Origin of the sequence: Paraburkholderia sp. SIMBA_030, assembly GCF_046535245.1 — a bacterium.
In the GTDB taxonomy this organism is placed as follows: Bacteria; Pseudomonadota; Gammaproteobacteria; order Burkholderiales; family Burkholderiaceae; genus Paraburkholderia.
Map to the genome: position 1 here is coordinate 394954 of NZ_JAWRXB010000005.1, position 23601 is coordinate 418554.

The window sequence follows — 23601 nt, forward strand, 5'->3', positions numbered from 1 at the left end:
GCGAATCTTTTTTGTCGCGGTCGATGCCGCCTATCCACTCTCTCTAACAGCATTCCGCCGAGGTCTTCATGAAGCATGTCGTGGCCTATCGTTCGTTGCCTCCTGCCGTGCTGGGGCTTCTTCGTGAGCACTGTTCCGTCGAGCTGGTCGACGTTTCCTCCGGCGACCTCGCGCCGTTCAGGCGCGCCCTGGGCACGGCTCATGGAATGGTCGGCAACAATCTCAAGATAACGCCTGAGATCCTCGATGCAGCGCCCTTGCTTGAGGTCGCGTCCACCATTTCGGCCGGCTTCGATGCGTTCGATGTCCCCGAACTCTCGCGCCGCGGCATCGTTCTGACGAATACGCCGGAAGAAGTCACCGAAACCACCGCCGACCTCGTGTTCAGCCTGATCCTCGCGACCGCCCGGCGCATTGCCGAACTCGCCGACTGGACGCGGCGCGGCCAGTGGACGCGCACTGTCGGCGAGGCGCAATTCGGTGTCGACGTGCATCACAAAACGCTGGGAATCGTCGGGCTTGGACGCATTGGCAGCGCGGTCGCCAAGCGCGCCGCCCTCGGCTTCGGCATGGACGTGATCTATTCCAATCGGTCCCGCAACCCCGAAGCAGAGGAGCGCTACGGCGCGCAATGGCGGCCACTTCCCGAATTGCTCGCGACCGCGGACTTCGTCTGCGTGCTTGTGCCGCTATCGCCCGCCACCGAACGCCTGATCGGCAGCGCCGAACTCGGGACCATGAAGCCGTCGGCCATTCTCATCAACTGTGCTCGCGGACAGGTCGTCGACGAAGCCGCCCTCATCGCGCACCTCCGGGAAGGCCGCATTCTCGGCGCCGGTCTCGATGTGTACGAACGCGAACCGGTGTCTCCGGACTCGCCGCTGCTCCAGTTACCGAACGTGGTAGCGGTGCCGCATATCGGTTCCGCTACGCAACAGACGCGCGAGAACATGGCCATGCGCGCGGTGCGCAATCTCATCGACGCACTCGACGGCCAGCTCTCGTCGACCTGTGTCAATCCCGAAGCGCTCCACGCCCGCTCGTCCGCGCAACAGATCGCCGGCTGAACGGCGCGAAACACCCTCACCCCAATCAAAAGGAACACGCGATGACCTCAGTCAACCGGCCCCGCGGCGTCTACTCGCCCGTGGTCACGCCGTTTACAAGAGACCTTCTTCCCGACCACGACCGCTATGTCCGTCATTGCCGATGGCTTATCGAACAGGACGTCGGACTCGCTGTTTTCGGCACCAACTCGGAAGCGAATTCGCTCGCCGTCAGCGAGAAAATGAAGCTGCTCGAAACCTTGGTTGGCGCAGACATTCCGGTCGATCGCCTGATGCCGGGCACCGGCTGCTCGGCACTCACCGACACAGTCGAACTGACACGCCATGCGCTTTCGCTGGGCGTGAACAATGTGCTGACGCTGCCGCCGTTCTTCTACAAGGGCGTCACCGACGAAGGCCTGTTCCGCAGCTATGCGCAGATCATCGAGCGCGTGGGTTCCGACGCCCTGCGCATTTATCTGTATCACATCCCGCCCGTGTCCCAGGTGCCGCTCAGTCTCGCGCTCATCGAGCGGCTGCTAGCAGCTTTCCCGGGCGTGATCGCCGGCGTGAAGGACAGTTCGGGCGACTGGAGCAACACGCAGGCGATGCTCGAGCGCTTCCAGCCGCATGGCTTCGACGTGTTCGCCGGCAACGAAAACTTCCTGCTGGCCACCATGCGTGCGGGCGGCGTCGGCTGCATCACGGCAACCGGAAACGTCAATCCGGCGGCTATCGTGCAGTTGTATCGTCACTGGCAATCGGCCGACGCCGATGCCCGTCAGGCAGCCCTGGATTCCACGCGTGCGGTGTTCGCCAAGTTCCCGATGATCCCTGCGCTCAAGGCAGCGATCGGCGTATATTCGAACGATTCCGACTGGGGCGTCGTACGCCCGCCTCTCGTCGATCTGACGCCAGCGCAATGCGATACGCTCGCCACCGCACTCCGCGAGATCGGCTTTTCGATGCCGGGCGTCGAAGTCCCCGCCTGATGCCGTGAAGAAACGCCCGCCGGTTGCATGCGCGACCGGCGGTCTTGTCTAGCTATTCACTGCTTCGGCTTCACGCCCAATCGTCCAGCGCGTATTCGTTCAGCGCGGCTTCATCGAAGTCGAATCCCAGCCCAGGACGAGTCGGCACGGTCAGCTTGCCGTCTGCAAACGACAGTTGCGTATCCACTAGCCGACGGAAATTCAGCACCTGATCGTCAGGAAAAAATTCGACATAGCGCGCATTGGTCGTCGACGCCACCAGATGCACGTGCAGATCGTGGAACCAGTGCGGGCACATCGTCACACCCACGGCCGCGGCCGACGCCGCAATCCGCCGCCATTCGCTGATCCCGCCGCATACCGCAGCGTCCGACTGAAGGATCATGGCCGCGCGCTTGTCGAGCAGTTCCTGATGCCGCCAGCGCCCTGCTTCTATCTCGCCGGTCGCAACGGTCACCGGCGTACGCCGGCTCAGTTGCGCATGGCTCTCGATGTCGTCAGGACCGAACGGCTCTTCTATCCAGTACGGGTTGAACGGCTCGTACCGGCGCATGTATTCAAGCGCAGTCGGAACGTCGGACCAGGCGTTGTTGGCATCGAGCATCAGCAGCACGTCGTCGCCGATCGCTTCTCGTGCCGCCCTGATCCGCGCTTCCTCGCTGCGCGGATCAAGCCGCCCAACCTTCATCTTCACGGCGCGAAACCCCAGCGCCACGTAGCCCGCCATTTCCTCGCCGAGATGCTCGGGCGTCTTGCCTTCGAGGTAGTAACCGCCGCTGGCATAGGCCGGCACGGTGGCACTGCATGTGCCGCCGAGATAGCGGCTCAACGGCAGGCCCGCAGCGCGTGCATTCCTGTCCCACAAGGCGATGTCGATGATGGATAGCGCCCGCATGACCGAGCCGGCACGCCCTTGCAGCAATGACTCGTCGTACATGGCGCGCCACGAGCCTTCGACATCGAGCGCGGAGCGCCCGCGCAACAACGGCGCAAACAATTCGCGCACGGCAAACGTGACCAGCATGCCGGCGCGGCTGCCGCTGTAGCAAAAGCCGATGCCGCGATGATCATCGGCTGTCGTGACGCGCACGACCGTGTAGTCGCGGGCAGTGACGAGACGGGTCGAGAATGCAGTGTGGCGGTCAAGCGGCACGCGGATGGTGCGCGCCTCCACCGAAACGATTCGCGAATGGGTCTGATAGTCGGTTTGCTCAGGTTCAACGATGACGTGTTTCATGGCAGTAGATCGACTCAAAAAAATAGCGATGCTCACGCGGCTGATCGTGCGGCCGTGCGCACCGTCCCGCCTGCGCCGCCCTGACGGCTTGCGCGGCAGGACGAACCGCTTATGTGGCGGTCTCGGCGGTCCCGGCGGTCTCGCCTGCCGCGCGCCGGCCGATGACCAGCAGCATGGCCAGCACGCCGACCAGATCGACCGCCGCGCCGAGCATGAAGCCGCTGCTGTAACCGCCAAGGTACTGGACCGCCAAACCCATCATGGTCGGACCGACGATGCCCGAAATGTTGCTCATCAGGTGAACAAAGCCGCTTACGCCGCCGAGATGCCTGCCTGGCACAAGCTCGTGCATGGTGGCCCAGCACGCTTGCGACGAAGCCGTCAGGAACAGCACGGCGAACGCGACAAGCAGGACTGCGGGTGCCACGGAATCGACCATGCTGACGCCCAGCAGGGCGAGACCCGACAGCGCGAGCGGCACGATCGCCGAGATCTTGCGCGCCAGCAGCTTGTTGCTCATGCGCTTGAAACACGCGTCGGCGAGCAGACCGCCGCCGAAGTATCCGATCCCGCCGCATGCCCATGGCACTGCGCTCAGAATGCTCATGTGTTTCATGTCCAGATGCAGCGCGTTGGTGAAATAGCTCGGCATCCACGAGATGAACACGAACAGTGTGTAGTTCACCGCGAAAAGTCCGACGCCAAGCGCGAGCGTGCTCGGACGAAACAGGTAGCTGCGCAGCGGCGTGTTTTCGTTGCCGCCTTCTGCCGGATGCGCCGCGTTGCGGCTCGCTTCGACCATCTCACGTTCGGCTTCGCCGACCCGCGCGCTTTGCGCCGGCTTGTCGGTCACGAACATGCGCCAGGCGACGATCCACACCAGCCCGAGCGCCGCGATAATGACAAACGACGTGCGCCAGCCGTAAGCGATGGCAATCAGTCCGACCACCGGCCCGGCGATCGCACTGCCCACCGTCTGGCCCGAAAACGTAAAGCCGACCATGGTCGCGGTTTCATGCCGGGGAAACCAGTTGGTGATGGTCCGGTTGGTCGTCGAATTCATCGGACCTTCGCCGAAGCCGAACAGCGCCCGCGAGACCAGCAGCGTGCCGAATCCAGTCGCGGCCGCGGTCAGCCCGCAGAGAATCGACCACGTCCCCATCGCCCAGGAGAAAACCCGGCGCGGTCCGTACTTGTCGGCGAGTTGCCCACCGACGAATGCGAAGATGGAATAGCCGAAGAAAAAACTGCTGAACACCACGCCGAGTTGCGACGGTGAAAGACTCAGCTCCTTGTTGAGGATAGGCGCGACCACGCCAAGCGCCGCGCGGTCCATGTAATTGATCGCGCCCGCAATAAACAGCAGCAAGGCGACAACGTAACGATACTTCCCGGTTTTCATGTTGTCTCTATTCCATATAATTAAGTATGCCGAACGTTACTACCCGGCACTTCTAGCGAGTGCCATGGAGGTACTACTTGTTGACAAGCCTGGCGGGAAGCTGCGTCAAGATGAGACATGCAGAGACAATCAGCGACCCCGCAATCAGGAACAGGCTCGAATCAAGTGAATGCGTGACCGTCTTCAGCCACCCGACAAGCGCAGGGCTTACGAATCCTGCGAGATTGCCCGTCGAATTGATCAATGCAATGCCGGCGGCCGCACCGGTGCCGCCGAGAAAAGACGTGGGCAACGCCCAGAACATGGGTAAGGCCGTAATCACGCCCGAAGCGGCAAGCGTCAGGCCAAGCAACGCGATATACGTATTGTTGCCCGCGTAGGCGCACATCACGAAACCCGCGGCCGCCACGCATTGCGGCAACACGACGTGCCAGCGGCGCTCGCGCGTGCGGTCCGCATGCCGGCCGACCACAATCATCGAAATCAAGGCGGCAAGATAAGGCACGACGGTGAGCAGCCCAATGGTGAAGGCGTCCGTGATTCCCGAACCCTTTATGATGGTCGGCTGCCAGAAGCCAACCGCATAAGAGCCCATCACGATACCGAAGAGAATCGCGCACAAGGTCCAGACTTTGAGCGACGTGAAGACCTCGCGCACGGAACCGTGGCTTTTGGTGCGCGCTTCCGCATCGATTTCCGACGCTATGAAGTCGCGGTCCTGAACCGGCAGCCACTTTGCGTCCTTCACCCGGTCGTCGAGGAACCAGAAAATGACGGCTGCCAGCATCAGCGCGGGGACGGCTTCCAGAATGAACAGCCACTGCCAGCCGGCAAGTCCCGAGTTCCCCGCCAGGCGCTGCATGATGAAGCCCGATATCGGGCCGCCGACAATGCCCGCCACTGGATTGCCCGCCATCAGGAAAGCAATCATCTTGCCGCGCCGGTGCGATGGAAACCAGTAGGTGAGATACAGCACCAGCCCCGGGAAAAAGCCCGCTTCGGCGACGCCCAGAAAGAAACGCAATACGTAGAACATCGTGGGCGTGGTGACCCACGCGGTCGCGGCCGAGAGCACGGCCCACGTAAGCATGATCCGGGCGATCCAGCGGCGCGCGCCGAGCCGGTGCAGCAGCAAGTTGCTCGGCACCTCGAAGAAGAAATACCCGATGAAAAAGATGCCGGCGCCGAAACCGTACATCGCCTCGCTGAAGTTCAGATCGCCGAGCATCTGGAGCTTGGCGAAGCCCACGTTGACCCGATCCAGATACGCCACCACGTAGCAGACGAACAGCAAGGGCATGAAGCGCCAGGTCACTCGTGTGTAGATCGAGTTGCTTGCCGCGCTGTCAGGTATTTGTATTGCCGGGATTGGGGTACTCAAGGGCTGTCTCCGCTATTTTGTTCGACTACCTACAGGGCGGCGGTTTTACTTATGGGTGTCAATTGCCGTTCGCCCTCGCGATGCGCTGAGCCGCTGCGGACTCAACTCATGATGCCGATCTGCCACGGCACGAATTCGTGGTCACCTAGCCCGAGCATTTCGCTTTTTGTGCGCTCGCCCGACGCGGCTGCAAGAATAGCGTCGAAGATTTTCTGGCCCATGCTGCGGACCGACGCAATACCGTCCAGGATTCCGCCGCAGTTCAGATCCATGTCTTCAGTCAGACGGGTGTACATCGGCGTGTTGGTGGCGAGCTTCAGCGATGGCACAGGCTTGGCGCCGAACATCGAACCGCGCCCTGTGGTGAAGGCAATAAGATTTGCGCCGCCTGCAATCTGACCCGTCGCGGAGACGGGGTCGAAACCGGGTGTGTCCATGAAAACGAGTCCGGGTTGCTTCACCCGCTCGGCGTATCGATACACTTCCATCAGCGGGCCGGTGCCGCCTTTCATCGATGATCCAATCGACTTTTCGAAGATGTTCGCCAGTCCGCCCACCTGATTGCCAGGGCTGACCTGGCCGTTGATCTGCACGTCTCGACCGACCGAATACTCGTCTTTCCACCAGCGGATCCGCTCGACGAGCTTCTCGCCGACTTCGCGGCTGACCGCACGCCGCGTAAGCGTATGTTCCACGCCGTAGATTTCGGGTGTTTCGGAGAGGATGGCCGTGCCGCCATGACGGACCAGCAAGTCCATCGCCGCGCCAAGCGAAGGATTTGCGGTGATCGACGAAAAGCCGTCCGAGCCGCCGCATTGCAGACCGATCTTCAGGTGGCTTGCGCAAACCGTCGTGCGCTTCACGCGATTAGCATCGGGCAGCAGCGCCTGGACCGCAGCCACGCCGGCCTCGATGGTCCGGCGGGTGCCGCCGCTCTCCTGCATGATGAACGTGTGCAGCCGCGAACCGGCCTCCAGACCTTCCTGATCCATCAGTCCGGCCAGTTGGTTGCGTTCGCATCCCAGCCCGACAATCAGCGCCGCGGCGAGATTGGGATGGCGCGCGTATCCCGCCATCGTTCGGCGCAGCAGCGCCATCGGCTCGCCGCTCATCTCCATACCGCAACCGATCGAATGAGTGAACGCGACCACACCATCTACATTGGGGTAGTCCGCCAGCCGTTCGGGCGTGAACCATTCGGCGATCCTGTGTGCGACCGTGGCCGAACAATTGACTGTCGATAGCACGCCGATGTAGTTGCGCGTGGCAACCTCGCCGTTGTCCCGCACGATGCCCTGGAACGTGGCGCGCCCGGCCTCGGGCACCATCTCGACGGGCCGGTAGTCCGCGCCAAATGCGTAGTCCCGGTCGAACTCGCGGAACTCGATGTTATGGCTATGTACCATCGTGCCTGGCGCAATATCCGTCGCGGCGAAACCGATCACCACGTTGTATTTGCGAACCGGCTCGCCTTTTTTGATGGGCATCGCGGCGATCTTGTAACCTGCGGCAACCTGGCTGCGGCAAACAAATTCTTCCGATGGAACCGGCGTACCGATTGCGACGTCGATGCGCGCGATCACCACATTGTCAGCGGGATGCAACCGAATCACCGGCCCGGTTACGTTCTTGCTCGTCATCTCAGTCATCAGGCATTGCCCTTCTAAAAATTTGCGCCAGGCGGTCAAAAAAGGGTACGAATCTAGTAATCGCTTTCTTACATAACCGCTACGGCCGATGCGCCGCTGCTTGAAACTCAAGAATTTCAGGCATCTTATGGCACTTCAGTTGCGAATTCAAGAGAAAGCGCTTACTCATTTCCCTTTATACTATTGGCCGTGCCGCCGCATAGGCGGAAATACCGGTAACCGAACAGGAGACTGAGATGTGGCAACAAGCTGAGCGATACCCCGACCCCCGCGTGGTTTCGCTAGACCCTTCCTTCGATAAATACCGCGTGGCCTTTTCGGCTGTCGAACGGCTGGCTACCGGCTACCGATGGACCGAAGGTCCGGTATGGTTCGGCGATGGACGTTACCTGCTCTGGAGCGATATTCCGAACAACCAGATGCTGAAATGGGAGGAGGAGACGGGCGTGGTCAGCGTGTTCCGGAAACCTTCCAACTACGCGAACGGCAACACCCGCGACAGGCAGGGGCGACTCGTTACGTGCGAGCACGGCCGCCGCGTCACACGCACCGAGTACGACGGCAGCATCACCGTCCTTCTCGATTCCTTTGAAGGCAAGCCGCTCAATTCCCCCAACGATCTGGTCGTGAAATCGGACGGTTCGATCTGGTTCACTGATCCGCCGATGGGCATTTCCGGGCACTACGAAGGAATCAAGGCGGAGCAGGAACTCCCGCACTCCGTATATCGGATCGATGGCGTGACGGGCGAAGCTTCGGTAGTCACCCGCGACTTGAAAGGGCCGAACGGCCTGTGCTTTTCGCCGGACGAGAAGCTGCTCTACATCATCGAGTCGCGCGGTGTGCCCAACCGGATGATTCACGTCTATGAAATGGACGCGGACGGTCGCGGAATCGGTAAAGGCCGGATGTTCTACGACGCGGGGGCCGGCACGATCGACGGAATGCGCGCGGACATCGACGGTAATTTGTGGTGCGGCTGGGGCATGGGCAATGACGAACTCGATGGCGTCATGGTCATTTCGCCACAAGGAAAAATGATTGGCCGGATCGCCCTGCCCGAACGCTGCGCGAATTTATGCTTTGGCGGGCGCGCACGTAACCGGCTGTTCATGGCGTCGTCGCAGTCCATTTATGCGGTGCACGTCAACACGCAGGGCGCGCTGGGTGGATAACCCGGTTCGCCGCGAAACGTATCCCGGCCACCGGCATGCGCCGGTGGCGACTCTTCACTTCGAAACACAGACTTGATAACCCTGACATGCAAAGCAAACCCGTATTGACCGTTGTAGAAGCTACGCGAATCCTCGAAGCCGCGCGTGCGGAAGCAGAGAAAAACCAGTGGAATGTAACCATCGCGGTTGTGGATGACGGAGGCCATCTGCTGGCCCTGCTCCGCCTCGACGGCTGTGCGCCGATAAGCGCTTACATCGCGACCGAAAAGGCGCGTACGTCAGCACTCGGCCGACGTGAATCGAAGCAGTACGAAGACATGATCAACGGCGGCCGGACCGCGTTCCTGAGCGCACCGCTGGCCGGCACACTGGAAGGCGGCGTCCCCGTCATGGTCGACGGGCACGTGGTGGGCGCAGTCGGCGTGTCCGGTGTCAAGCCGGATCAGGATTCGCAAGTGGCCAGAACCGCAGCAAACAGCCTCAACGGCTGATTGATTGATACTTGAAACTGTTGGAGCACATGATGGGTGAAATGATCGAGCGAAACGGGCTGCGCGTCGCGGCTGTTCTCAGTAAATTTGTCGACGATGAGGCGTTGCGCGGGACCGGCATCGACAGCGAGGCGTTCTGGAAAGGCTTCGATGCCCTCGTCCACGACCTCGCCCCGAAGAACCGCGCGCTGCTCGCAGAACGCGATCGTCTGCAGACGGAGCTGGACCAGTGGCACCGCGCAAATCCGGGGCCGGTGCGCGATCTGAAGGCATACCGCGCATTTCTCGAGGGCATCGGCTATATCGTGCCTGCGAGCGCAGCCGTTAAGGCGACGACCCAGAACGTCGACACCGAAATCGCCGCGCAAGCCGGCCCGCAACTCGTCGTGCCGCTCTCGAACCAGCGCTACGCGCTCAACGCCGCGAATGCGCGCTGGGGCAGCCTGTACGACGCGCTCTACGGCACCGACGCTATCCCCGAAAACGACGGCGCCGAGCGCACCGCTTACTTCAACCCGGTCCGCGGTGCACGCGTGATCGCGCGCGCCCGCGCATTCCTCGACGAAGCCGCGCCGCTCGCCAACGGCTCGCACGTCGATGCCATCGCGTACCGCGTGGAATGCGGCAAGCTCGCCGTCACGCTCAAGAACGGCTCGTCGGCATTGAAGGTTCCCGCGCAGTTCATCGGCTATCAGGGGGACGCGGGCTCCCCTTCCGCCGTCCTGCTCAAGCATCACGGCCTGCACTTCGAGATCCAGATCGACGCAACGGACGCCATCGGCAAGACCGACGCAGCACGCGTGAAAGACGTGCTGATGGAAGCGGCTGTCTCGACGATTATCGATTGCGAAGACTCGGTTGCCGCCGTCGATGCCGCCGAAAAGGTCCAGCTTTACCGCAACTGGACCGGCCTCGTGAAAGGCGATCTGACCGAGCAAGTCACGAAGAACGGCAAGACCTTCACGCGCCGCCTGAACGCCGATCGCAAATACACCGCGCCCGATGGCTCGACCGTGAAGCTGCACGGCCGCTCGTTGCTGTTCATCCGCAATGTCGGGCATTTGATGACGAATCCGGCGATCGTCGACCGCGACGGTCATGAGATTCCCGAAGGCATTCTGGATGCCGTGATGACATCGCTGGGCGCGATGCACGACCTGCAAAACAAACTCAATTCGCGGACCGGATCGATTTACATCGTCAAGCCGAAGATGCACGGCCCGGCCGAAGTCGCGTTCTCCAATGAGCTGTTCGGCCGCGTCGAAGATCTGCTGGGGCTGCCGCGCCATACCATCAAGATGGGCATCATGGACGAGGAGCGCCGCACGAGCGTCAACCTGCAGGCGTGCATTGCGGCGGCTTCGGCGCGCGTGGCGTTCATCAATACGGGCTTCCTGGATCGCACCGGCGACGAGATGCACAGCGCAATGGAAGCCGGTCCGATGATGCGCAAGGGCGACATGAAATCGTCGGCGTGGATCGCGGCTTACGAGCGTAATAACGTGCTGGCCGGCTTAAACGCGGGATTGCGCGGACGCGCGCAGATCGGCAAGGGCATGTGGGCGATGCCCGACCTGATGCACGCGATGCTCGAACAGAAGATCGCGCATCCGAAAGCGGGCGCGAACACGGCTTGGGTGCCGTCGCCGACTGCCGCGACGCTGCACGCGCTGCACTACCATCAAGTCGACGTCCAGGCCGTGCAGCAAGGGTTGGAAATGACCGGTTATGACAGCGTACGCGATGAACTGATCGATGGCTTGCTGACGATTCCTGTCGTCGAAAAGGCGCAGTGGTCGGATGAGGAAATCCGCAAGGAAATCGAGAACAACGCGCAAGGGATTCTGGGTTACGTGGTGCGCTGGATCGATCAGGGCGTCGGATGCTCGAAGGTACCGGATATTCACGATATCGGTCTGATGGAAGACCGCGCGACGCTGCGCATTTCGAGCCAGCACATTGCGAACTGGCTGCATCACGGCGTGGTATCGGAAGCACTGGTGAACGAAACGTTCAAGCGCATGGCGAAGGTGGTGGATGCGCAGAACGCCGGCGACACGCAGTACCAGCCAATGAGCACTCACCTGGAGACATCGTTCGCGTTCAAGGCGGCGAAGGCGCTGGTTTTTGAAGGGCGATCGCAGCCTGGCGGGTATACGGAGCCGTTGCTGCACAAGTTCCGGCTTGGCGCGAAGCGGTAGGCGCGGATCGCAGTCAAAACCGTGGGCTGATTCCAGCATGCATCACGCATCACGGGCCGAACACCACAAGGTTGCCTAGGCGCTGCGAGGACGTGCCGTCGTGCCGCGCACGATCAGGTCGGTCGGCACGATGTACTGCGAACTCACGGGCCGTCCTTCGATCCGGGCGAGCAGATACTCGGCGCTGCGCGCGCCGATTTCATCGGCGGCCAGCCGCATGGTCGTCAGCGGCGGCGACGTGAAGCTGGAAAACTCGATGTCGTTGATGCCGGCGATCGACAGGTCGCCCGGCACGTCGATACCCGACTCGCGCGCCTCGGCCAGCGCGCCGATTGCAAGCAGATCGGTGCCGCAGATGACGGCCGTAGGACGCTCGGGGCCGTTCATCAGCGCCTTCATCGCCATCTGGCCTTCAATGATCTTATGCGGCATCTCGATCAGATGCTCGTGGCGCAACTGCAGCCCGCGCAACTGTAGCGCCGCGCGCACGCCGATGATGCGATCAGCCGCGCGATCGCTGTGCTGCGTCATTTGCGTAATCATGCCGAAGCGCGTGTGCCCGAGATCGAGCAGATAGTCGGCAAGGCGACGGCCGACCGCCACGTTGTCGAAGCCGACATACGGATGGTCGTGATCGACTGTCCAGCCATTGACGAGCGGAATCTGTTCCTTTTCGATCAGTTCGTAGAGCGCGGGCGAGTGGCTGCGACCCACGAGCATCAGCCCGGCGATGCCGTCCGCGATGAGGGCGCGGACCTGCTTCAGCTCGTCTTCCTGGTCGTAATACGAGCATCCGAGCAGCAATGTATAGCCGGCCTCCCCGATGCGCTTTTGCAGCGCGAACACACCGATCGCGAAGTTCTGGTTTTCCAGCGATGGGATCACCGCCCCGATCGTTTTCGAGCGCTGCGATGCCAGCGCGCGCGCCGCCGCGTGCGGTGTGTAGCCGAGTTCCCGCGCGATGTCGCGCACGCGGTTCTGCAGTTCGGCCGCTACCTTTGCGTTGCCGTTCAACACGCGCGAAACGGTCGCGGTCGATACCCCTGCCGCGCGTGCGACATCTACCACGGAAATCGCATTCGATTTGCGACGCGGCGCTCTCTTCTTTATCTCTTTGGTCAACTTGCATCCTGCCCGGTGTCGAGGCGCACCATCGCGCCTTCCCTGTGCGGCATACTATAACGCGGCACCTTGAGGAATGGCCACCGTCGGGCGCGGGCCTTCGCCTGTCAAGCGCCCTGCTACTCGCCGATCCACGAGCCGCGCAAATCGCTGTCGTGCAGCAGTTGCAGCAACGTGCCCGCCGGCCGGCTGAGCCGTTTGGCCGCCAGCGCGATGAATTCCACCGATGGCAGCGTCGGCAGACTGGCGGCGTTCAGCGGCGGCGCGAGGCCGCGCGCGGCGAGATACTGTGGACGCACCGTGATCCCCAACCCACCGCGGGCGGCTGCGATGCAGCCCGAGTGACTGCTGCTGGTGCACACCACCTGCCAGCTAAAGCCGGCTTCGGCGAGCGCATCGAGCACGACCGCCCGCGTCACGCTCGGCTCGGCAACCAGAATCAGCGGCAGCGGCTGCGTCAGGTCGACACGCGTGCCGATGCGCGCCAGCCACTCCAGCCGCCCGGTGAAGAGCGGCACGCCGCGGCGGTCGCCCAGACGGCGCTTGCCGACCAGCAGATCGATCGACCCCGCGTCCAGCAACTCGTACAACTTGCCGGTCATGCCGATGGTGATTTCCAGCTCGACATCGGGATGCGCGTCGCGAAACGCTGCCAGCACGGTCGGCAACGGCCCGAGCGCGACATCGTCCGACGAACCGAGCCGCACGCGCCCCTTCAGGCGCGGAGCGCGAAACTGCGATTCGGCCCGCGCCAGCGCCTGCAGGATCACGCTGGCGTGCGCAAGCATGGCCTCGCCGTCCGGTGTCATCGCAAGTGAGTGGGTATCGCGCACGAACAACCGCCGGCCGACACGCTGTTCGAGCCGGCGAATATGCTCGCTGACGCTCGACTGCGTCAGTTCGAGCTGCCGCCCTGCCTCAGTAAAGCTATGGCAGGCGGCCACCGTCGCGAAGGTCTTGAGCCAGATGGGATTGAGCATGCGCCATTGTCGTCCTGGTTATCGGCAAAGTCGATAACAGTCAACGTCGCTAGTGGGGTTCCCGATTGACCATGATGTCAATAAGATGGCGAAATCCCCAAACGATTGTTCATGACACGGCCTCACGCCGTACCCTCGCCTCCCAATGACCCAGGATTCATCCCACACCGCGTTGCTCTGGATCGTCGCCGCCGGCTTCTTCATGCAGGCGCTCGACACGACGATCGTCAACACCGCGTTGCCGTCGATTGCGAACAGCCTGCACGTCCCGCCGCTCGCGATGCAGCCGATCGTGGTCGCCTACACCCTGACCATGGCGATGCTCACACCCGCCTCCGGCTGGCTCGCCGACCGCTTCGGCACGCGGCGGGTCTATTTCGCCGCGATCCTCGTGTTCGTGCTCGGCTCGATCTGCTGCGCGAGCGCGCATACGCTCGGTCAACTGGTCATGGCGCGCGTGCTGCAAGGCCTGGGCGGTTCGATGCTGCTGCCGATAGGACGGCTCGCGGTACTGCGCAGCGTTTCCAGCGAGCAATACGTATCGGCGCTGGCTTTCATATCGGTTGCCGGCCAACTCGGGCCGATTGTCGGACCAACACTCGGCGGCTGGTTCGTTCAGGCGATCAGCTGGCATTGGATCTTTCTGATCAACGTGCCGATCGGCGTGGTGGGCCTGTACGCGGTACGGCGGTTTTTGCCGCAGCATGGGACCACTCAGGCGCCGCCGTTCGACTTCGCCGGTTGTGGGCTGCTGTCGCTGTGCATGATCGCGTTTTCGCTGGCGGTGGATGCGCCGGTAGAGACACATCGGGCGGCCTGGTCGGCGGGCCTTTTTGCGCTCGCCGTCGTCAGCGCGCTCGCTTACATCCCGTATGCACGGCGCCACCGCAACCCGCTCTTCAAACTCGCGCTCTTCAGCGAGCCGAATTTCAGCGTGGGACTGATCGGCAATCTGCTGTGCCGTATCGGCGCGAGCGCCGTGCCATTCCTGCTGCCGTTACTGATGCAGTTGCAACTGGGCTATACGCCGCTCCATTCCGGCTTGATGATGCTGCCCGCCGCGCTGGCCGGCGCCGTCGCGAAACGCTGGATTGCGCAGCTCGTGCGCCGCTATGGCTACGACACGTTTTTGCTCGTCAACACGGTGATTGTGGGCGCATCGATCGTTGCGTTCGCGCTGATTTCGCGCGCCACGCCAGCTGTGGTCGAAATCGCGATTCTGATGGTGTTCGGCGCGGCCGCCTCGATGCAGTTCGCGGCGATGAACAGCGTCACGCTCAAAGGCCTTTCGCATGAAGACGCCGGTAGCGGCAACAGTCTGTTTTCCATGGTCCAGATGCTGGCAATGGGATTGGGCGTATCGATCGGCGGCGCACTGGTGAATCTGTTTTTCGCGCAATGGGGTTCGGCGGCACTCGGCTTCCGCTTGAGCTTCGTTTGCGTCGGCGCGATTACGCTGGTGTCGGCATGGGTGTTTCGTCATCTCGACGAAGAAGCGCCGGACACCAGCACGGCGCGCGCGCCTGCGGCACAGGGCGCGGGCCGCTGAATACCTGCGAGGCGGCTTTCTCACTCCCGCCAAGCGGATGCCGGAAAATCGCTCGCAGGCTTCGATCAAACGGTCTTGCACGGCGACGTCATACACCGCCTGATGCGGCTCGCGACAGCCGGGCACCGCGTGATGGAACACGGCGTCGAAGCGGCCGAGCCGGTTCACCTGTTCCGCTAGCGCCACAGTTGCCGCAAAAGCAAAAAAATCAAACCACCACAATGATCTTGCCAAACTGCTGATTGGACTCAAGATACCGATGGGCCTCGACAATCTGATCGAGCGAAAAAACCTTATCCACCACCGGCGTCAGCCCCCCACTAGCGAGTCCATCGAGCACGAACTTCCTGGCCCTTGCAAGTCGCTCAGGATCCCGTACGATCTGTTTGTACTGGTAGCCGTGAACGGTCAACCCCTTCGAAAGAATTGGAAAAAGCGGAAACGCCGCCGGCTCGTCACTCAGCGCGCCATACTCAAACAGAATCCCGCCTTCGCCCATCGCCTCGGCAAGCTGCGCAAACGTCGCCCCGACAATGGGATCGAACGCAACCCGGGCGCCCTTGCCGCCCGTCATCTCCCGCACTCGCGCAACTAAATCCTCTTCAGCAGTAGCAATCACATAATCCGCGCCGGCGGCCAGCAAAGCATCCTGTTTGGCCCGCGTCCGCGTCGTCGCAATGGAAGTCGCCCCGACCATCTTCGCGATCTGGATCGCCGCCAATCCAACACTGCTCGAGGCCGCGGTGATGATCACCGCATCGCCCGCTCGTAGTTTCGCAATGTCGATCAGCGCGCCCCATGCCGTCACGTACTGCATCCAGATCGCCGCGGCTTCAGTCCAACTCAGCGACGCCGGATGCTTCACCGCCATCTCGGCCGGCACGGTCGCGACCTCCCCGTACATGCCCCACCGCGTGATCGACAAAGGCGGAATGACGCTCACGTGGTCGCCGACCGCCACGTTCGTCACCCCGGCGCCAAGCGCGCTCACGATCCCCGCCGCTTCGTAGCCAAGGCGCGCCGGAAACACCGGGCTCTCGACGTAATGTCCCGAACGGAACATGGATTCGGCACGGTTCAGGCCGAGCGCCTTGACCTGCAACGCGATCTCACCCGGCCCCGGCGGCGGGACCTCCACGTCTTCGATCCTCAGCACTTCAGGGCCACCGTTTTCATGAATTCGTACGATACGCGGCATGTTCACTCTCCAACAGGTTAGATATGAACTCACTATAATTCGAACCATTACGGCGATAAATCGCGCTTTTGATCCATCTATCAAAACATCTGGTTTCCAATCATGGATCGACTTACCAGCATGGCGGTATTCGTCAAGGCGGCTGAAACCGGCTCGTTCGCCGCTGCAGCGGCGGCACTAGGGCTGTCGTCGCAGATGGTCGGCAAGCACATCCGCTTTCTCGAAACGCGCTACGGCATGCGGCTCATCGACCGCACCACGCGCCGTCAAAGCCTGACCGAAGCGGGCAGTGCCTTCTACGAGCGCAGCAAGGCGGTGCTGACCGAAGCGGACGCGGCGGACGCACTGGCGGCCAATTTGCAGGCAGCGCCGCGCGGCACGCTGAAAATCAACGCGCCGGTAAGCTTCGGCGCACACAGTCTCACGCCGGCCCTCGCGCGGTATATGAAGCAGTATCCGGAGATCGATATCGATCTGACGCTGAGCGACCGCATCGTCGATCTGGTCGACGAAGGATTCGACGCAGTGGTGCGGATTGCGCCGCTGCCGGACTCGCGGCTGATCGCACGCTCGCTCGCGCCGTACCGGTTGGTGGCGTGCGCGTCGCCCGCTTATCTGGAAGAGCACGGCGGGCCCGTGCGGCCCGCGGATCTCGTCGAACACGAATGCCTGGGCTTTGCTTACTGGGCGCGCGGTCCGATGCCGGAATGGGAGTTCACGGACGCGCAAGGACTGCACACCGTGCGAGTGACGAGCCGCTTTTCGATCAATAATGGGTCAGGCGCTGCGCAGTGCCGCGCTGGCAGGTCTCGGCATCATTCAACAGCCGCGCGAGATGCTCGATGAAGATCTCGCCAGCGGCCGGCTCGTGCAAGTGCTGCCGGACTATGAATCACCGTCGCGGCCGATGCATATCCTGTTCTCGCCCGATCGGAAATCGACACCCAAGTTGCGCAGTTTCATCGATTTCGTCGTGGCGACGTTCGGTTGAATGTGCCAGCCGCCCACCGCGCGCGTTCAGCTAGCGCGAAACGGACGAGGCAAAAGTCCCGTCAGCCAGTCGAAAATAGCGCCAGAATCTATAAGCAAGCGGCTTTGCTGCCGGTCAGGCGGCAAAGCGGCAGCATTTCACCCTTCGGCGCCCTTTCGGAGGGAAGACATTTTTTCCGAATTATTACTGATTATTTTTTTTAAGCGATGGACTATTTTGCTGCATGCAGCAAAGTGTGCGCGAAGCGAACCGGCTGCCGCCCTTCAACAGATAAGAACGGAGACGCTCATGTTCAGCCTCCCAACCTCGTCCAGCTCGCCTCCCTCCCCCAAAGTTTCCATTTGCCTGCCAACCTGCAATCGGCCCGAGCTGATCGCACAGTGTATCGATTCGTGCCTCGCGCAGACGTGCGGCAATCTGGAGATTGTGATCGGCGACGATTCAAACGACGACCGCACCCGGCAACTGATCGCGCAGCGCTATCCTCACGAGCCGCGCATCCGCTATGAGCGGAATCAGCCGTCTCTCGGCCAGGCGCGTAATGTCGCGAGCCTTTTCAAGCGGGCAAGCGGCGACAAGATCCTGCTGATTCACGACGACGATTTCCTCACGACCGACGGCATCAAAAAGCTGGTAACGCTATGGAAGCTTCACCCGCAGCTCGAAGTGGCGTTCGCCAACCAGTACGAGGCGGATCATACTGGCGCCGTCGACTTCGACGCCAGCACGCGCCTGAACACCGCGTTCCGACGCACCAGAGGTGCGGAAGGTCTGCAGCCGCTCGCTGGCAGAACCGGGTTGATCCAGATGTTCCCGAACAACGGCTGGATGGCCAACGCGGAACTCGTGAAGCGGATCGGCTATAAGGAAGAGTACGGCATGTGCTGCGATTTCGTGTTCGGCACCGAACTCTGTCTCGCCGCGCGCGAGGTCTTCTATCTGCACGAATACGTGTCGGTCTATCGCAAGACGGCGACCTCGATTTCGCATAGCACGCGTGGCACGACGATCGCGGCAACCGTCACCGCCTACGCGTTCGTGAAAGCGCTGAAACTGCCGCCGCAACTGGAGCCGTCGCGCAAACTCGCATTGCGCCGGCTCGTGCCGATCGTCGTGTCGGTCTACGCGAAGAATCGCAAGCCGCTGCTCGGCTTGAAGATCGCGCTCACCCATCTGTTCGCGTACAACTACGGTTTCGACATGCGGCTTTACTATCATTTGCTGATGCTCTCGCGCGCGGCGGCTGCGCGGCAGCGGGCGGTGACGGTGGCGGTGGCGGCGGCGCCCGCCGCCGTCGTCGATCCAACCGCAGTCACGGATCGCTCCGAGCTCATCTAGGCGTGCGGCAACGCCTGGTGCCAGTCTCCAGGCATTGCCTGCGCCTCGATCATGGCTCAAGCGTGCGGTTCGAGCTTCAAGGCTCGTTACGCAGATATCCTTCTTTCGACGGATCGCGCATCCGCAGCGACACGAGACCGGCGATCGCGCACAACGCGGTCACGTACCAGTAGAACATCGACTCGTTGCCCACCGACTTCAGCCACAGCGCGACGTACTCCGCCGAGCCGCCGAAGATCGCATTGGCCACCGCGTACGAGAGCCCGACGCCGAGCGCGCGCACTTCCGGCGGAAACATTTCGGCCTTGATCAGCCCGCTGATCGACGTATAGAAGCTGACGATCGCCAGCGCCACCACCACCAGGCCGAAGGCCGCATACGGGCTCGTGACGTCTTTCAGCGTGTGCAGCAGCGGCACCGTGCCGATCGTCGCAAAGAAGCCGAAGAACAGCATCGAACGACGCCGGCCGATGCGATCCGACAACGCGCCGAACGCGGGCTGCATCACCATGTAGACGAAGAGCGCGGCGGTCATCACGTTGCTGGCTGTCTTTGCGTGCATGCCGGCCGTGTTGACCAGGTACTTCTGCATGTAGGTCGTGAAGGTGTAGAAAATCAGCGAACCGCCGGCCGTGAAGCCGAGCACCGTCATGAATGCGCCCTTGTGCAGCCAGAGACCGCGCAGCGTGCCGGCTTCCTTGCGTTGGCGCGATTCGGCGGTGGTGGTTTCGTCGAGCGATTTACGCAGGTACAGCGCCACTAGCGCCGCCACCGCGCCGATCACGAACGGCACGCGCCAGCCCCACGCCTTCAGTTCCTCCGTGGAGAGCGTCTGTTGCAGGACCACCAGCACCAGCAGCGCACACAACTGGCCGCCGATCAGCGTGACGTACTGGAACGATGCGAAGAAACCGCGGCGCCCCTTGAGCGCGACTTCACTCATATAGGTGGCGCTGGTGCCATACTCGCCGCCAACCGACAAGCCCTGGAACAGACGCGCGACCAGCAGCAACGCCGGCGCCCATGCGCCGATCTGCGCATAGGTGGGCAGCACGGCGATCACGAGCGAGCCGCCGCACATCATGAACACCGAGACCATCATCGCGGTACGGCGGCCGTGCTTGTCGGCGAGACGCCCGAAGAACCAACCGCCGATCGGGCGCATCAGGAAGCCGGCCGCGAACACGCCGGCGGTGTTGAGCAACTGCGTGGTGGTGTTGCCGCTCGGGAAGAACGCTGGTGCGAAGTAAAGCGCGCAGAACGAGTACACGTAGAAGTCGAACCACTCGACTAGATTGCCCGATGAAGCGCCAACGATCGCGAAGATGCGGCGGCGAGTGTCGTGTGCCGAGGCCACGGCTTGGTCGGTTAGGTCGGTCATGCTGTTGTCTTTCCTTGTTTTTTAAACGGAGGAAGCGGTCGTAGCGCCGCCTGCAAAACACGCACGCAGCGGTGTACATGGCGCGTGTGCGCGGATTTTACAGAATCGTAAGGGAAGATGGGGTTTGTTGCGGTCGCTGGCGCGGGAATGGGAAATGGAGTTGTCGTTTTTTTCCTGCGTGGTGCTTATGTTCGAGTGCCTGCGGCGTTGGCCTTTTCTTGTCGCCGTAGCGCTGTGGCTGGTAGATGAACAGGCTTGCCTTGCCCTCGTGCTGCGACCCGTACGTGCATAGACGTGCGCTGCCGCAGCACGATCAATTCAAGGAAAGGTCAATGCTGTAGGTGCCACGGAAAAATTCCGCCGCCAAAGGCACCAACCCTCAAACCCTAACCGCCGGAGGCACATACCGACATTCATACCGCTTGCGGACAGTGCCATTCTCGTCGACGCTCTCAAGATACACGTCGAACTGCCACAGCCGGGCCATGTGCTTGAGCACCTCATCGCTATCGGAAGACAGATGCCGGTTATCACTCATGAAATGCCGCAACGTCAGACTCCGATCGCCGCGCGTATTCACCGCCCACACCTGAATATTCGGCTCCCGATGATGCATATCGTACTGCCGCGACAAAGCCTGCCGCACGTACTGATACCCACTGTCGTCATGAATCGCGGACACCTCGAGCGCATCGCGCATATCATCGTCGAGCACGGAGAACAGACGCATTTCACGAATCAGATGCGGTGACAGATACTGCGCGACAAAACTCTCGTCCTTGAAATTGCGCATCGCGTAGTGCATCGCCGGCAGCCAGGGGCTGCCGGCCAGTTCCGGAAACCACTTGCGGTCCTCGTCCGTCGGCGCTTCGCAGATCCGGCGAATATCGCTCATCATCGAAAAACCGAGCGCATACGGATTGATGCCGCTGTAGTACGGCTTCGTCACCGGCGGCTGGTAGACCACGTTGCTGTGCGAATGGAGAAACTCCATCATGAAACCGTCTTCCAGCTTGCCCTGGTTATACATCGTGTTGAGCAACGTGTAGTGCCAGAATGTCGCCCAGCCTTCGTTCATCACCTGGGTTTGCCGTTGCGGATAGAAATACTGGCCCACCTTGCGCACGATGCGGATCACTTCCCGCTCCCAAGGCTCCAGCAGCGGCGAATTTTTCTCGGCGAAGTACAGCAGATTTTCCTGCGGCTCCGGCGGATAGCGCTCCTCGGTTTCCTCCGGCAACGGCGTGTTCCGGGTCGGCAAGGTGCGCCACAATTCGTTGACCTGCGATTGCAGGTACGCCTCGCGCTCGCGGCGCGCCGCGAACTCCTTCTCCAGCGAGAGTTTCTGCGGCCGCTTATAACGGTCCACGCCGTAATTCATCAGCGCATGGCACGAGTCGAGTAGTTCCTCCACCCTGTCGAGCCCATAACGCTCCTCGCACTCCGCAATGTAGTTCTTCGCGTAGACAAGGTAGTCGATGATCGCGTGCGCATCCGTCCACAGCTTGAATAGATAGTTGCCCTTGAAGAACGAGTTGTGCCCGTAGGCCGCGTGCGCGATGACGAGCGCCTGCATCGTCATCGTGTTCTCTTCCATCAGGTACGCAATGCACGGATTCGAATTGATGACGATCTCGTACGCCAGCCCCATCTGCCCGCGACGGTAGCTTTTTTCGGTGGAGAGAAAGTGCTTGCCGAACGACCAGTGACGGTAATTCACCGGCATGCCGACGGACGCGTAAGCGTCCATCATCTGTTCGGCGCTGATAAGTTCCAGCTGGATCGGATACACGTCGAGTTCATATTGCTCTGCAACAACAGCAATATGCGAGTCGTACTCTTCGATCAATTCGAAGGTCCAGTCGGACGGGCACGGCAGAGGCCGTCTATCGGCTACGTTCATACGGACTTCCCTTTGCCCCTCAGTGGGCGTTCCGGTGTGTCCCCGTGCTGCAGCGGCATCGGCTGCTCCGGCTGCGGCGGCTCCAGTATCGTCCACCCCGGCCTCGGCATGCCCCGACTGATGCTGCGGCACGCCTTTCCCACGCTCCGGCTGATAGCCGCGCGCTTCGTTGTGCAAGTGCTTTTTCGTCATGAAGACGCCACCTGCTTTTCAAACAACTCGCGAAACACCGGATAAATATCGGCCGCGGTCTCGACCTTTTTCATCGCCATGTGCGGCTGGCTCAGGGCCAGTTGCGCATATTCGAGCCACAAATTCTGCTCTTCGGGCGTTACCTGAATATACGCAAAATAGCGCACCTTCTCCAGGATGTCACCCGAGAGTATCTTGCGGCACTTGGGCGAATCGTCAGTCCAGTTGTCGCCGTCCGAGGCCTGAGCGCCGTAAATGTTCCATTCAGTCGGCGAATAGCGCTCCTCCATCACCTTCTGCATCAGCTCCAGTGCACTCGACACCACCGTGCCGCCGCTTTCGGTCGAATGGAAGAAGGTGTCTTCGTCGACCTCCTCGGCGCGCGTGTGGTGGCGGATGAACACCACCTCGATGCGCTCGTAATTCCGTTTCAGGAACAAATACAGCAGGATGAAAAAGCGCTTGGCGAGGTCCTTGCGCTGCTCGTCCATCGAACCGGACACATCCATCAGACAGAACATCACGGCCTGGCTGGACGGCGTAGGCTGCTTCACCCGGTTCACATAACGCAGATCGAACGGATCGATGAATGGAATACGCCAGATGCGCCCGCGCAAATGGTGGATTTCTTCTTCGAGCACCTTGATGTCTTCGCGGCGATCGTCCGGATCGGCCTTCATCACTTCAAGTTGCCGTTCCATCTCGTGCAACTGGTTGACGAGCGGCGCACCGAGCGCGATGCGCCGGCCGAGCGCGCTGCGCAGCGAACGGACCACGTCGATATTGTTCGGCGTACCTTCGGCCGCCCAGCCGGCGCGGATGCTCTTCCACGTGGGCACGGCCATCAGATGGGTTTTGACGAGACGCGGCAGTTCGAGATCGTCGAAGAAATACTGCATGAATTCTTCGCGGCTCAGTTCGAACACGAAGTCGTCCTGACCCTCGCCCTCGTTGCTGGCCTGATTGCCCCCGCCTCCGCCACCGCCGCCTTGCGGGCGCTGGATCTTGTCGCCGCGGATGTAGTCGGAATTGCCCGGATGCACCATTTCCCGCTTGCCGCCTGGACCGTGCCGGAACGACGGCTCCGCAATGTCCTTGCGCGGAATGGTGATGCTCTGGGTGTTCTGAATATCCTTGATGCTCCGGTCGCGCACCGCCTCCGAAACGGCGCGACGAATATAGTTCTTAACGCGGCGCAGAAAGCGCTCGCGATTTGCAATGCTCTTGTTCTTGCCTGCCAACCTGCGGTCGATGATTTGATGAAGCACACCCGGTCTCCTGTGTCGATGGGCGTTAGCGCTTTAGCGCTTACGCCCATCCCATGCAGAGCGTGTCGATGGGCGTTGGCGCTTTAGCGCTTACGCCCATCCCAT

The 23601-nt window shown here is 61.7% G+C and carries 17 protein-coding genes and 1 pseudogene; 8 read left to right on the forward strand and 10 right to left on the reverse strand.

Going from position 1 to position 23601, the window contains the following annotated elements; translation table 11 throughout:
- The first annotated feature begins 68 nt into the window (after positions 1-68).
- Together SB772_RS11390 and SB772_RS11395 are read left to right on the forward strand one after the other, a co-directional pair.
- Positions 69-1067, forward strand: a complete 999-nt coding sequence (locus SB772_RS11390) for a 2-hydroxyacid dehydrogenase (RefSeq protein ID WP_410833356.1) — start codon at positions 69-71, stop codon at positions 1065-1067.
- A gap of 41 nt (positions 1068-1108) precedes the next feature.
- The gene (locus tag SB772_RS11395; RefSeq protein WP_410833357.1) at positions 1109-2038 is read left to right on the forward strand and encodes a dihydrodipicolinate synthase family protein; all 930 of its coding nucleotides are present in this window, start codon (positions 1109-1111) and stop codon (positions 2036-2038) included.
- Between the two features lie 70 nt (positions 2039-2108).
- On the opposite strand, the gene SB772_RS11400 is transcribed toward SB772_RS11395, so the two are convergent.
- The 4 genes from SB772_RS11400 to SB772_RS11415 form a co-directional block, all read right to left on the reverse strand.
- Positions 2109-3275, reverse strand: a complete 1167-nt coding sequence (locus tag SB772_RS11400; RefSeq protein WP_410833358.1) for a mandelate racemase/muconate lactonizing enzyme family protein — start codon at positions 3273-3275, stop codon at positions 2109-2111.
- A gap of 109 nt (positions 3276-3384) precedes the next feature.
- Positions 3385-4677 carry an MFS transporter gene (locus tag SB772_RS11405; RefSeq protein WP_410833359.1) on the reverse strand — a complete coding sequence of 431 codons (1293 nt, stop codon included), beginning with the start codon at positions 4675-4677 and terminating at the stop codon, positions 3385-3387.
- Between the two features lie 73 nt (positions 4678-4750).
- Positions 4751-6058: an MFS transporter gene (locus SB772_RS11410; RefSeq protein WP_410833360.1), complete on the reverse strand. Its 1308-nt coding sequence runs from the start codon at positions 6056-6058 to the stop codon at positions 4751-4753.
- A gap of 101 nt (positions 6059-6159) precedes the next feature.
- Positions 6160-7707, reverse strand: coding sequence for a UxaA family hydrolase (locus SB772_RS11415; RefSeq protein WP_410833361.1), 1548 nt, complete (start codon positions 7705-7707; stop codon positions 6160-6162).
- Positions 7708-7943: 236 nt separating this feature from the next.
- Between SB772_RS11415 and SB772_RS11420 the strand changes: the two genes are divergently transcribed.
- From SB772_RS11420 to SB772_RS11430, 3 genes are all read left to right on the forward strand, one after another.
- On the forward strand, positions 7944-8882 hold the full coding sequence (locus SB772_RS11420) for an SMP-30/gluconolactonase/LRE family protein (RefSeq protein ID WP_410833362.1): 939 nt from the start codon (positions 7944-7946) through the stop codon (positions 8880-8882).
- An 86-nt stretch (positions 8883-8968) separates the two neighbouring features.
- Positions 8969-9373, forward strand: coding sequence for a heme-binding protein (locus SB772_RS11425; RefSeq protein ID WP_410833363.1), 405 nt, complete (start codon positions 8969-8971; stop codon positions 9371-9373).
- 41 nt (positions 9374-9414) lie between these two features.
- Positions 9415-11574, forward strand: a complete 2160-nt coding sequence (locus SB772_RS11430) for a malate synthase G (RefSeq protein WP_410833364.1) — start codon at positions 9415-9417, stop codon at positions 11572-11574.
- 75 nt (positions 11575-11649) lie between these two features.
- On the opposite strand, the gene SB772_RS11435 is transcribed toward SB772_RS11430, so the two are convergent.
- Together SB772_RS11435 and SB772_RS11440 are read right to left on the reverse strand one after the other, a co-directional pair.
- Positions 11650-12696 carry a LacI family DNA-binding transcriptional regulator gene (locus SB772_RS11435; protein ID WP_410833365.1) on the reverse strand — a complete coding sequence of 349 codons (1047 nt, stop codon included), beginning with the start codon at positions 12694-12696 and terminating at the stop codon, positions 11650-11652.
- Positions 12697-12815: 119 nt separating this feature from the next.
- The gene (locus SB772_RS11440; protein ID WP_410833366.1) at positions 12816-13676 is read right to left on the reverse strand and encodes a LysR family transcriptional regulator; all 861 of its coding nucleotides are present in this window, start codon (positions 13674-13676) and stop codon (positions 12816-12818) included.
- A 145-nt stretch (positions 13677-13821) separates the two neighbouring features.
- On the opposite strand from SB772_RS11440, the gene SB772_RS11445 reads away from it, so the two are divergent.
- The gene (locus SB772_RS11445) at positions 13822-15225 is read left to right on the forward strand and encodes a DHA2 family efflux MFS transporter permease subunit (RefSeq protein WP_410833367.1); all 1404 of its coding nucleotides are present in this window, start codon (positions 13822-13824) and stop codon (positions 15223-15225) included.
- Between the two features lie 208 nt (positions 15226-15433).
- Here the strand turns inward: SB772_RS11445 and SB772_RS11450 are convergent, their stop codons facing one another.
- Positions 15434-16423: a zinc-dependent alcohol dehydrogenase family protein gene (locus SB772_RS11450; protein ID WP_410833368.1), complete on the reverse strand. Its 990-nt coding sequence runs from the start codon at positions 16421-16423 to the stop codon at positions 15434-15436.
- A 102-nt stretch (positions 16424-16525) separates the two neighbouring features.
- On the opposite strand from SB772_RS11450, the pseudogene SB772_RS11455 reads away from it, so the two are divergent.
- Positions 16526-17414: pseudogene (locus SB772_RS11455) on the forward strand (LysR family transcriptional regulator).
- A gap of 288 nt (positions 17415-17702) precedes the next feature.
- On the forward strand, positions 17703-18752 hold the full coding sequence (locus SB772_RS11460) for a glycosyltransferase family 2 protein (RefSeq protein ID WP_410833369.1): 1050 nt from the start codon (positions 17703-17705) through the stop codon (positions 18750-18752).
- 76 nt (positions 18753-18828) lie between these two features.
- Here the strand turns inward: SB772_RS11460 and SB772_RS11465 are convergent, their stop codons facing one another.
- The 3 genes from SB772_RS11465 to SB772_RS11475 all read right to left on the reverse strand — a co-directional run bounded on the left by SB772_RS11465 (position 18829) and on the right by SB772_RS11475 (position 23496).
- Entirely contained in the window at positions 18829-20133 is a 1305-nt protein-coding gene (locus SB772_RS11465) for an MFS family transporter (protein WP_410833370.1), read from the reverse strand.
- Positions 20134-20512: 379 nt separating this feature from the next.
- Entirely contained in the window at positions 20513-22228 is a 1716-nt protein-coding gene (locus SB772_RS11470; protein WP_410833371.1) for a SpoVR family protein, read from the reverse strand.
- On the reverse strand, positions 22225-23496 hold the full coding sequence (locus tag SB772_RS11475; RefSeq protein WP_410833372.1) for a YeaH/YhbH family protein: 1272 nt from the start codon (positions 23494-23496) through the stop codon (positions 22225-22227). Before SB772_RS11475 ends, SB772_RS11470 begins: the two co-directional genes overlap by 4 nt.
- Positions 23497-23601: the final 105 nt, after the last annotated feature.